Annotated in this window: 13 protein-coding genes and 1 pseudogene; 7 read left to right on the forward strand and 7 right to left on the reverse strand. The window is 33.0% G+C overall.

Annotated elements, in window-relative coordinates; translation table 11 throughout:
- Positions 1-124: LysR family transcriptional regulator (locus tag KI356_RS12890; protein WP_212935613.1), on the reverse strand; the 124-nt coding region annotated here is incomplete at its 3' end.
- 138 nt (positions 125-262) lie between these two features.
- Here KI356_RS12890 and KI356_RS12895 point away from each other — a divergent pair.
- Positions 263-931, forward strand: a complete 669-nt coding sequence (locus KI356_RS12895) for a YczE/YyaS/YitT family protein (protein WP_128281421.1) — start codon at positions 263-265, stop codon at positions 929-931.
- 490 nt (positions 932-1,421) lie between these two features.
- On the opposite strand, the gene topB is transcribed toward KI356_RS12895, so the two are convergent.
- Positions 1,422-3,566 (reverse strand): DNA topoisomerase III, encoded by a 2,145-nt coding sequence (gene topB, locus KI356_RS12900; protein WP_212935607.1) that lies wholly within the window; start codon positions 3,564-3,566, stop codon positions 1,422-1,424.
- Positions 3,567-3,899: 333 nt separating this feature from the next.
- Between topB and KI356_RS12905 the strand changes: the two genes are divergently transcribed.
- Positions 3,900-4,445 carry a hypothetical protein gene (locus KI356_RS12905; protein WP_212935608.1) on the forward strand — a complete coding sequence of 182 codons (546 nt, stop codon included), beginning with the start codon at positions 3,900-3,902 and terminating at the stop codon, positions 4,443-4,445.
- A 105-nt stretch (positions 4,446-4,550) separates the two neighbouring features.
- Here KI356_RS12905 and KI356_RS12910 read toward each other — a convergent pair whose 3' ends face one another.
- A complete protein-coding gene (locus KI356_RS12910) occupies positions 4,551-4,997 on the reverse strand; it encodes a MarR family winged helix-turn-helix transcriptional regulator (protein ID WP_212935609.1) in 447 nt (148 codons plus the stop codon).
- Between the two features lie 36 nt (positions 4,998-5,033).
- On the opposite strand from KI356_RS12910, the gene KI356_RS12915 reads away from it, so the two are divergent.
- On the forward strand, positions 5,034-5,531 hold the full coding sequence (locus tag KI356_RS12915; protein WP_238486190.1) for an MFS transporter: 498 nt from the start codon (positions 5,034-5,036) through the stop codon (positions 5,529-5,531).
- 118 nt (positions 5,532-5,649) lie between these two features.
- The gene (locus tag KI356_RS12920; protein ID WP_128281425.1) at positions 5,650-6,285 is read left to right on the forward strand and encodes a pentapeptide repeat-containing protein; all 636 of its coding nucleotides are present in this window, start codon (positions 5,650-5,652) and stop codon (positions 6,283-6,285) included.
- Between the two features lie 99 nt (positions 6,286-6,384).
- On the opposite strand, the gene KI356_RS12925 is transcribed toward KI356_RS12920, so the two are convergent.
- Complete coding sequence (locus KI356_RS12925; protein ID WP_212935610.1) at positions 6,385-7,668, reverse strand: aminopeptidase P family protein; 1,284 nt, start codon at positions 7,666-7,668, stop codon at positions 6,385-6,387.
- 250 nt (positions 7,669-7,918) lie between these two features.
- Between KI356_RS12925 and KI356_RS12930 the strand changes: the two genes are divergently transcribed.
- Together KI356_RS12930 and KI356_RS12935 are read left to right on the forward strand one after the other, a co-directional pair.
- Positions 7,919-8,911 carry a F510_1955 family glycosylhydrolase gene (locus KI356_RS12930; RefSeq protein WP_212935611.1) on the forward strand — a complete coding sequence of 331 codons (993 nt, stop codon included), beginning with the start codon at positions 7,919-7,921 and terminating at the stop codon, positions 8,909-8,911.
- A 19-nt stretch (positions 8,912-8,930) separates the two neighbouring features.
- Positions 8,931-9,095, forward strand: a pseudogene (locus KI356_RS12935) (sulfite exporter TauE/SafE family protein); the annotation flags it as partial.
- A 106-nt stretch (positions 9,096-9,201) separates the two neighbouring features.
- On the opposite strand, the gene KI356_RS12940 reads toward KI356_RS12935, so the two are convergent.
- A complete protein-coding gene (locus tag KI356_RS12940) occupies positions 9,202-10,116 on the reverse strand; it encodes an HPP family protein (protein WP_128281429.1) in 915 nt (304 codons plus the stop codon).
- A 233-nt stretch (positions 10,117-10,349) separates the two neighbouring features.
- Here KI356_RS12940 and KI356_RS12945 point away from each other — a divergent pair, with 233 nt between their 5' ends.
- Positions 10,350-10,580 (forward strand): DUF896 domain-containing protein, encoded by a 231-nt coding sequence (locus KI356_RS12945; RefSeq protein ID WP_002118300.1) that lies wholly within the window; start codon positions 10,350-10,352, stop codon positions 10,578-10,580.
- 50 nt (positions 10,581-10,630) lie between these two features.
- Here the strand turns inward: KI356_RS12945 and KI356_RS12950 are convergent, their stop codons facing one another.
- Together KI356_RS12950 and KI356_RS12955 are read right to left on the reverse strand one after the other, a co-directional pair.
- On the reverse strand, positions 10,631-11,113 hold the full coding sequence (locus tag KI356_RS12950; RefSeq protein ID WP_128281430.1) for a CcdC family protein: 483 nt from the start codon (positions 11,111-11,113) through the stop codon (positions 10,631-10,633).
- Between the two features lie 15 nt (positions 11,114-11,128).
- On the reverse strand, positions 11,129-11,524 hold the full coding sequence (locus KI356_RS12955; RefSeq protein WP_212935612.1) for a DUF2871 domain-containing protein: 396 nt from the start codon (positions 11,522-11,524) through the stop codon (positions 11,129-11,131).
- Positions 11,525-11,526 lie beyond the last annotated feature (2 nt).

The raw sequence follows: 11,526 nt of genomic DNA on the forward strand, positions 1-11,526 counted from the left end.
CAGTTTCGAGCTTTTTTAATAATTGACTAAGTGGTGGCTGCGCGATATGGAGCACTTCTGCTGCTTTAGAAATACTTCCTTGTTTCAAAATTTCTTTAAAGTAATATAATTGTCGAAAATCCATTGCATCTCTCCATCATATGTTTTTTGATATGATTAGTTTATCCTATATATATTTTTCATATGTTGAATTTGACGTTATATTTAATTCTATAGCTATAGTCTTTATATTAATAATATTAACTAGGAAGTGAGAGATAATATGAATCATCGGAACAGAACCTTGAAGCGCATCATCTTGTACGTGCTCGGGTTATTTTTTATGTCAACTGGCATTAGCATGTCGATTCAAGCAGGATTTGGTGTGTCGCCTGTGTCATCATTAGCATATGCAAGTACGCTAACGATTGGTTTATCAGTTGGTGTGACAATGGCGCTTGCAAATGTTTTATACATTATTATTCAAGTAATATTAAGTAAACGAATGGAGTTCAATGAATTTGTGAGTCAATTCATTATTTCATTTTTATTTGGGTTCTTCATGGATGCAACGCTCTTCCTTGTACAACTTTTCCCCACACCTGAAACTATCTTTGCTCGAAGTGTATATTTGATTATTAGTTTATTTGTTATAGCGGTCGGTTTAATGGGCTATACAACAGCGAAACTGCCATTAATGCCGTATGATGCGTTAACTTATGCAATTAGTGAAAAATTTAATTTGAAATTCGGTAAAGCAAAAATTTTGAGCGATTTAATAAACATTTGTGTGGCTGGTGCAATCTGTATAGTTTTCATTCAATCATTAGGATCAATCGGAATCGGTACACTAATCGCCGCCTATTTTATCGGCAAAATTTTAGGGTGGATGATACCGTATTATCAACCAACTCTTCAACAATGGGTATTTAAAACAGAGGAGGCTGCCTAAGGAATCATAATAAAGTACAGGAAAAATAGATGAATCAAATTCCTCAGCCGAAATCAAATAATGAATTTTGCACCTTACAAAGTGCCAGTCTACATTAGGAATGGCACTTCTTTATTACTGCCTTTTCTTCGACCTTCTATCACTTTGGTTAAATGATAAAACAAAAATCCTTCTTTAACTAACCTGCCGTTTAGTTAAAGAAGGATTTTTAAACAACTTTTTTATTTGTTAAAGGACTTCATTGTAAATTAAATAACTTTATTGCTACTTAACACTATTTCATACCATCTTTTCAAACAATTATTTCAAATAATTGTTAGTACTAGTACATAAAAGTCTGTAATTATAAAATAGAAAAGCATGACATAAAATTGTCATGCTTTTTCTTTTCTATCAATATTTTTTTTCAAACCTAACCTGTTACAGAACCTTTTACTCGTGAAAAGAGCTTTTTTATTTAGTACAGCACTTTTTTATTTGTTGAAACCACTTAATTCTCAAACACAAAATTAATCTTATTATCTTTCCACTCTAATTTCGCATCAAACGTCTTCTCGCCTTTTTTAAAGCCTTTAATTAAATCGGTCTTCTCACCTTTTAATAGCTTTGTCATGTTTTTTTGCGAAATTGTTTTACTTAATATCTTTTTCGAGATAGTAAAATCACATTGTGTTGTATTGTAGTTAGAACATCCGTAAAACGTGGATTTATCGATTACTTCACCATCACATTTTTTACAGTTACCAACCTTTTTACCTGTTGTAAATTTCGATCCTTTTCGCTCAATCGATTCAACATGTAATCCGGTGAAATCCCATTTCTCTGACATTTCAACCGCGTCTTCAATAATTTTAGCTGATAACTTTTTCGTCTGTTCCATAAATGTAGCTGGTGAAGCGGTACCTTCACCAATTTCCGCAAGACGTTGTTCCCATTTTGCAGTCATTTCCGGTGAAGCTAGTATTTTGTCGCCGATTGCTGTAATTAATACTTTCCCTTTATCTGTTGCGTACACTTGGTTTTTCTGCACATCTATATATTTACGGTCTTTCAGCATCGTAATAATACCTGCACGAGTTGCCTCAGTACCTAAACCTTCTGTTTTCTTTAATACTTTCTCAAGCTCTTCATTTTCTAAATACTTCCCTGCCGTTTTCATTAACGTAATAAGTTGTCCTTCTGTATAACGCTTTGGCGGCTGCGTTTTTCCTTCTTTCACTTTCACCTTTACAACTTTTCCTTGTTCGCCTTCTGCGACAATTGGAAGAATTGTTTCATCATCTTTATCATCTTGGAAAATAACTTTACGCCAACCTTCTTGAATTTGCTGTTTTCCTTTCGAAATGAACGCAGCACGTTCGTCTACAAGAGTTGTAATCGTTGTGTAGTCAAAGATTGCTACTTCATAATGCGCCGCAATTAGTCTTCTTACAATCATATCGTAAATTTTCTTTTCATCACCTGATAATCTGCTTGGGTTTGTAACTTGCTCTGTCGGTATAATTGCGTAGTGATCTGTAACTTTCTTTTCATTCACATAACGCTTATTGTTCATAATCGATTCAATTGGTGCTGGCAATAAACCTTTATATTCATCAAACTGACTTAATTTCTGTAAAATATCAGGGAACGTCGCTGCTTCTCCTTGTGTAACATAGTTAGAATCCGAACGTGGATAAGAGACTATACCTTTTTGATATAGTGCTTGCGTTATATCAAGCGTTTTTTTCGGTGAAAATTTAAAAGCTTTATTCGCTGTCGCTTGCAGTGCTGATAAATTAAATAAAAACGGCGGCTGAAACTCTTTACGCTCCGTTTTCATTTCTTTTACTACAGCCGGTTTATTTTGACAAAATGCCGCAATTTTATTTGCCAAATCAGGATCATTTAATCGGGATTCATTATCTTTCTCCCATTTCCCCTCATATTTCTTACCTTCTATGTTAAAGGTTGCGAACACTTCCCAAAACGGCTCTGATTTAAAGTTCTCTATTTCTTTCTCCCGTTTTACGATTAACGCGAGTGTCGGTGTTTGTACACGACCAGCAGAAAACACATCATTCATTCCTTTTTTCTTTAGCAAAATGCTAAAGACACGCGATGCATTCATACCAACGACCCAGTCAGCACAAGATCTTGTATATGCTTCGTAATACGTATTAATCGTATCTGCTTCATCTAGTAAGTTTTTAAACCCTTGATAAATAGCTTGCTTCGTTAAAGATGAAATCCAAAGACGTTTCATCGGCTTTTGCACGTTGCAAAGATTAATAATGTTTCGTACAATTAGTTCCCCTTCACGCCCAGCATCGCCTGCGTGAATAATTTCTGTTACCTGCGGATTATGTAACAGCTGTTTCACTACATTAAATTGCTTATACTTTGACTTTGTTACTTCAAACTGAAAACGCTCTGGAATCATCGGTAACGTATTAAGTGACCATTTTTTCCATTCTGCATGATAATGTTCTGGATTACATAACTGCGTCAAATGACCAATTGCCCATGTACAGTACGCTCCATTTGGAAATAACTCATTTGCTTCTACTTCTAAATATCCATCTTTCCGGCGATATTTAAACTGTGAAACAAGAGCCAAACCTTGATCTGGTTTCTCGGCAATAATTAATTTCATCTTCTAACTCCCTATCTGTACTCCAGTGTTACGTTCATTGTCTATATGTTTAGAAGCGATGATAAAACAACAATCTTATTTATCATTCGCGGTTTGCCTCACAAATGTGAGACCTATAATATTATACGCTTATTCTTTATGGCTTCACAATAGAAACTCATCATATAACAATTTCTTTCACATACTCACAATCAAAAAAGACGCCCCAAAAAATCAAGCGTCTCCTTGCTTATATTTATGAAATTGTGCAGATAATTTGCAGATATAAATAAGCATAAGTATTCTCCATTTAAACATATGATGAAATGAATGATAGGACAGGGAGGTATCATGATGTTTGCTTATACGTTAACTGCCTTAACACTTTGTTGTATCTCGATTATGATTACATCATATATTTCTAAGCGTAAGGGTACCCTAATGGAGTATATGGTATTTATTATGTCTTTTAGTATGAGTATAGGTTTAAGTATTGGCTTTTATTTAGGTATTCTTTTTAAAGGAGAATTACTATATTCTACTTTGCTTGCTATTTTGATTAGTAGTTTTATCGGTTTTTTAGTCGGTCTTCGTTTTCACCTGTATACTGCCTTAGAAGGAATGTTCTCTGGATTAATGGCAAGTATGATGGGAGCAATGATTACAGAAATGCTAAACGCTCAACAAGCCCATAGTATACTCTTTATTAGTCTTTTACTTACTATAACGATAACTATGTCATGTATGATTCAGCTTTTATCAGACACCTTTTCTACTTTTATCCAACGGCGTTTTTTATTATTACTTTCCATTAGCATAGTAATCATTGTTTCTGTATTCGTAACATTCCCAGATCATGCTCCTCCACCTTCATCGGGGCATAATCAACATATGCATTAACTCTAACGACAAAAATATATAAAGCAGCTATCCATTAGATAGCTGCTTTATATCAAAAATAAACTACATGAACAGTTGTAATCAAAATAAAAACAAAGTCATTATTTATTTAATTTTGGCAAGAGAAACCTCAGCTTTTCCAGCCATCTTTTTAAATAATTGTAATACATATTCTTGCTCTTCGGCAGATAAATCTTCTACTAAAATGTTTTTCCATCCCAATAAAATTTCAGTTAGTTTTGCTTCAAATGTATATGCTTTATCCGTCAAATATAATTTTTTTATACGCTTATCAACAGTAAATACTTTTCTTTCTACATATCCTTCTTTTTCTAATTTAGCAATTGCTCTTGCAGCCGTTCCTTTATCAACCTTTAGTAAGGAAGCTATCTCGTCCTGAGATGCACCTTCATTTTCATATAGTACTGCCAAAAATTGATATTGTCCTGCTCCAATATTAAATTCTTTTAATTGTTCATTTATGTACACATTTCCATATCTATGTAGTAATGAAATCCAACGTCCAACTGACTCTTTATCGTTTATATCCAAAATATTTTAGGACATTCCACACTTCAAACTGGGTTAATTTTATTACCTGGTGCAATTGTGATGGGAATTATGTCTCCTATTACTGGTATTATTTTGGATCGTTACGGTATACGACCATTAACTTATGTCGGAATGCTTACAATTATAGTAACTTCATGGTTCTATACAAATTTAAGTTTAGATTCAAGTTTATTATATGTCACTGTCCTTTACTCTACTTTTATGTTCGGTATTTCATGTATTATGATGACAGTGATGACATTTGGGCTAAATCAGCTTCCTCCTTCTATGAGTCGTCATGGTGCTGCAGCGGCGAATACTGCTCGCATGGTTTCAGGAGCAATTGGTACTGCATTGTTAACAACCGTTATGTCTACACAAACAAAAAATTATTTACCTGACTTAATGGGAAAATTACCAAAAGTAGAGGCTTTACAAGAGGCGAGTATTTTAGGTATGCAAGATGCTTTCCTTGTAACTACTATATTAGCAGTTCTTGTATTTATTATGACGTTATTTCTTAAGAAAAAATAACTAAAATGCTCTTCACAAAAAAACGTAGGATTGTGTATAATGAGAACTAATGTTCCTTTCAAAAATTCACTAAACCTGAAATACACTTATATATTAAAAAGAAGAGGATTGATATACTATGAAAATTGATAGACCAAAAATTTCACCAGAGTTATCTTCAAGGAATTTTCAAGATATTTTTTATGAAGAAGATCCTACATTAGAAATGTGTGAAATTATAGACTCCACTTTCGAAAATGAATCTGTAGATAGAGTGCGATTATATAATGCAGTGATAAAAAATTGTAAGTTCACTAATACAGACTTTAGCAATATCGATATTACAGATGTTTGTTTTGAAAACTGCGATTTATCAAATGTTAATTTAAGCAATTCTTCTGTTCACAGAGTTGAATTTAAAAATAGTAAATTAATTGGAGTTAATTTTACAGAATCTAGCTTAGGAAATGTTAAATTTGAGAATTCAATTTTGAATTTAGCGGCATTTGGAAATTCTAAACTAGAAAAAATTATCTTTAATGAAACTTCATTAAATAATGCAGATTTTTTTGATTGTAAACTAAAAAAAGTTGAATTCCAATTTTGTAGCCTTGACGAAGCTAATTTTGATCAAACATCACTGAAGGGGATAGATATTAGTTCTTCTAATTTTGATACACTTACAGTTTCGGTGAACGATTTAAGAGGATGTAAAGTATCAACATATCAAGCTGTTCAGTTTGCAACTTTATTGGGATTAATAATTAAAGATTAGTATTTCGAAGGTAGCACAGAACTCTATCCCGAATCATGGACTTTTTTTAATGTCCACGATTCGAGGTAAAGTTCAAATAAATTAGTGGTTACCTTTTTTTTATTTAACTACAGCTTGATTTCTTTTTATATGTTCATTATTTTCACTCATAAACTCTTCAATCTCTTCAACTTCTCTAATGATATCTTTTGATAAGTTTTCATACCCATCTTTCGTTACAAGAATATCATCTTCAATTCGAATACCGATTGCTTCTTCTTCAATATATAGACCCGGTTCTATTGTAATGACCATACCTGCTTCTAATACTCTATCTTTGTATGTTCCTACATCATGCGTATCTAAACCAAGGAAATGGCTTACTCCATGATAATAGTATTTAGATAATTCTTCGTCATCTTGAATTAAGCCAATTGCTTTACACTCTTCTGCCAGTACTTTTTTTGTATGCTCATTTAATGCAGCAAACTTTACTCCTGGCTTAATAAGTTCAGTTGTTTCTTTCAATGCTTTTAACACAATATTATATATTTGTTTTTGGCGACTAGAAAATGTTCCGCTTGCTGGGAATGTGTAACTAATATCAGCGTTGTAATAGTCTTTTTGAGCACCTAAATCAAGCAGCACTAAATCACCATTTTGAATTTGTGCATCATTATCTTCATAATGAAGGACTGTAGCATTTTTACCACTCGCCAAAATTGTATGAAACGCATGGTGTTTAATACCAGATGATTTCAGCGTAAAATCAAAATGAGCTTCTAATTCATATTCCATCATGTCTGCTTTTGCATGCTTTAACACATTGTAAATACCCTCTTTAGTTACAGCAATCGCTTCTTTAATGATTTCAATTTCTTCCTCTGTTTTAAACACTCGTAATTCACAAATATTTGGATATACATTCCCAATTGTAACGTGTGGATATTGTTCTCTTACATGTTTAGCAAACGCTAACGTTTTTGTCTCCGTACCATTCCACTCACGACGCTCTAAATCTAAATATATATGCTTCACATTTTCTGTAAAAAGGATATTTGACATTGTCTTTTCAAGGCTATCTAAATATACAACTTTCTTTATACCTGAAATTTGTTCTGCATCTTCTTTAGAAACTGTTTTACCGACCCATTTTTCCATTACTGGATCTGACTTTTCAATGAAAAGGGTCTCTTCTACACTATTTCCAAACTTCTTCAACATGAAAATAACATTTGGCTCATCGATTCCTGTTACATAGTAAAAATTTCGATTTGGCACAAATTTATAGTGGGCATCAGCTGACATATGAGGTGCTTGTCCCGCAAATAAAATAGTAATAGACTCATCTGGTAATGTTTTCGTTAGTCGCTCTCTATTTTGAGCAAAAAATGTTGATTTCATAATAATCCCCCTAGCATTATATATGCTTGTAAAACTAATTATCCAATACAATTCATTCTATTATTGTTACAATTTTTCGTCAATTAATAGTGTTCATATAGCAAGTAAAACTTTCATTACTAGGCATATATGCGGTATAAAGTCTCCACAACTATTTCCTTTCACTCACAATTATGCATATCACTCCATAATTTCTTGACATTTATTCCATATACTTAAAATCTCATATATAGGAAAGGAGCCTACAAATTTGAAACATTATGTAGCAGCAGGGTTAGCAATTACTTCTTTATTAATAATTACAGGATGTTCTAGCAATGCTGAAACATCACTAACGAAAAAAGAAACGGTCCAATCTCACCCAAAAAATAAACAAACTGCAACTGCAGTTCCATCAAACCTCTATAAAGAAATTACATCTGGAAAAATCGAGCACATTCATGGAATTGGCTATGCTGGAAATATGCCCGGGATTTCTATCGCCACTCATAGCGGTATAAAAGTTTTTCAAAATGGAAAATGGTTGGAAACTACTACACAGCTACACGATTACATGGGGTTTCAGGCAACGAAGAACGGATTCCTTGCCAGCGGTCATCCTGAACCAGGGACAAATTTAAAAAATCCTTTAGGATTAATGAAAAGTTCTGATGGTGGAAATACACTTGAAAAGCTAACCTTTTATGGGGAGTCAGATTTTCATAATCTTGCCGTCAGTTACAATACGGAAACGATTTACTTATACAACGAACGTCCAAATTCCAAATTACAGCAAGGTTTTTATTTCAGTACAAATAACGGACAAGAATGGAAAAGTAGTAAGTTAACTGGACTATCAAGTACAATCCATTCATTTTCAGTACATCCGGACCAACCTAGTGTAGTCGTAGTAAGCGCTAAAGACGGTGTTTATTTATCTACAGATTACGGGAATACATTTGAACCATTCTCTAAATCGCTTGAATCGACCGCAGTTACAGTAAGCAATGAAGATATTATTTACGCCTCTATCAATAAGCAAAATGAGCAAATAATAACGAAGAAATCTATCGCTACAAATGAAGAGACAAACATACAAGTTCCATCTTTAGATCCAAAAGATACAATCATGTATATTTCACAAAACCCTCAAAACTCATCTGAGATAGTTTTCGCTACAATGAAAGCAAATGTGTTCCTTTCTACAGATGACGGTAAAACGTGGAAGCAGATTACTAAAAATGGAACATTACAATATAACTAATTAGAAAGGTGAATATAACGTGTTTTCAACAATTAGTGAATGGAGTTATCAGCTCATGTCTCCTTTAATGTATGTCGCGAATGCTACGAAATCAACACCTCTTTTATTTGCTTTTTTATTAGGCTTAGTAGGTACACTTGCTCCTTGTCAATTAACAGGAAACATTAGTGCTATTACACTTTATCCCGCATTAATGGGCAGTAAAACTCCCACAAATAGCAGGATAAAATAAATAGACACTCACGGGTGTCTATTTATTTTGCTAACTAGAAATTAACTTTACTCTCGCTCTACATTGCCATACCCTTTTGCTTCATCTCCCACTTTTTATACAGTAATACTGCACCGAATAAGAATACCCCCGCAATGAATGAACCTACTGGTAACATTTTTATCATTTCATCCGGAAATACGAGCGGAAGTAATGGGAACGCATAAGCTGCTGGAATGCGAACACCAACAATCTTTAATAAAACAAGCATCAATATCATATTCAATAACGTAACTACAATCCATGAATCGATTGCAAAGTACAATAAAGTTCCAACAGTTGCCGATGTAGTTAATACTAGTATTTGTTTAAACGCCATCTTTTCATTGTACATCGGTTTTTGAAGCGATTCATACACAACGACTAGTATTGGCGGAATCACCGCTAATTGTTCATAACCAGTGATCCAACATAAACTGATCCATACGAAATTTAGTAGTAAAAATACAGCCATATATTTATACTGTATATTCAATTTTCTCTCAAGACCGTTATTCAATTTAAATATTAGAACACCCAGCATCAAAATAAATGTTAAAGCAAAGACAGAGATAACAAATGACCATTCCGTTGCATTTGTTACTAAAGGTAATAAACCAGTCGCAATAGACGGTGCTAAATTAGATTGAATTACACGCAAAAACAGCATCATTAATACGAGTGTTAAGCTTACTTTCCCTAAATAGGCTATATCCATTTGATTCACCATAAAACCAATTACAGCTGTTATTGACGGTGCAATAAAGATTTTGTCTGGTTGTCTTAGCCACCCTGGCTCACGATATGCCCATAAAGCAACTGCCATTGCAGCGATTTCTGGCAAGATAACTTCCGGATCATTTAATAATACCCCTACTATTACCATTGCTAATATAAATATAAATGCCATACAATACGAAATGATTGTTTCTTTTTTTGAAATGACTGCATCCATTTTCTATACTCCTTCTATTTATAACCGTTATCTTCAAAAGTATGGGAACTTCTATATACCCTACTAAGGTATTGTATATTAACGTTTTTTATATTTCAAGTATTAGTTGTTTACACCTCTCATTTTTACCATTCAAAAAGCTTTTTTATATACATTGACACCTTCTAAAAGATAGGTTACAATAACTATAAATTAGTAAGTAACTAATTAAAACTAACTAGAGGTGAAAACAAATGCAAAACATTTTATTCCGGATTAACGAATTGGCAAAAAAAGAAAGAACATCTGGATTAACAGTTGATGAAAAACAAGAACAACAAATGTTGCGTCAAAACTATACAAAAACATTTCGTGGAAGCCTAGATTCCATTTTATTAAACACAAAAATTGTTGATCCAAATGGTATTAATGTTACACCAGTTGCATTACAAGATGCTAAAGATCGTTTAAAATTTAGTAAATGAGTTCCGCGCATAAGACCACATTTCAAAAAACATAAAAAGAGCTGAAATTTCTATATAGAAATTCCAGCTCTTTTTGTTGTCTTTTCTAATTTAGCAAATGAGCGATACATCGCAATTCTCCACGATACGATCATCGCAAATGCGAGTAAGAAAAACATTCCACTTAACTGTGCTAAATCAATCGATTGACTTAAATATGATTTCAATGCTACTCGTACAGCTAATAGCCCAACTAAAATAAATATAAATGCTTTAGACGGTTTCATATATATTTGTTCGTCCCTTATTTCGAACTTAGTTGTTTTAATAAGAAATATAGAGAAAATAAGCCCTATGATAATTGCCTCTCCTATTTCTAACGATGTTAACCTAAATTCCGGTAAGAAGTACATCATTGCGCCAGTACTCATAAAAATTGGCGGCAATATAATTTTCTTTTTCGTTACCGGTTTTTTTGCTGACTTAAAACGAAGAAACATTACTCCAACGGCCATACAAACTGCTACGACACTTGATAAAAGTGCTATATTCATATTCTCCACTCCTATCTATTTAAAAGACTTTTTAAGCAAAATCATAAACCAAACGAGCCCGATACTTATAATGACATGAGCTAATCCAGTCATATGGCTTAAACCGTTAAAGTCAGTTCCGTTTACTTGTAGAAGACCTCTAAATACCATTGTAGCAATAGTAAAAATTAGTCCTATATTATAAACAACAAACCATGCACGAAAACTTTTTGTTTCTTGCATTTGAAATACTTTAAATAAAGCGAAAGCGACCAAAAAGAATATGAATCCTAATACTAATACGTGTGTATGCACTAACTGTAACATAGTAGATCCTTTAATTCCTTGTGCTTTCGTATACTCTCTTGCAAATACTCCTGATAATAAACCAATTATTAAGTAAATGAATGCTGAATTATATAATTTATTCATTA

The sequence above is a fragment of the Bacillus hominis genome (genome assembly GCF_018332515.1).
GTDB lineage: Bacteria > Bacillota > Bacilli > Bacillales > Bacillaceae_G > Bacillus_A > Bacillus_A hominis.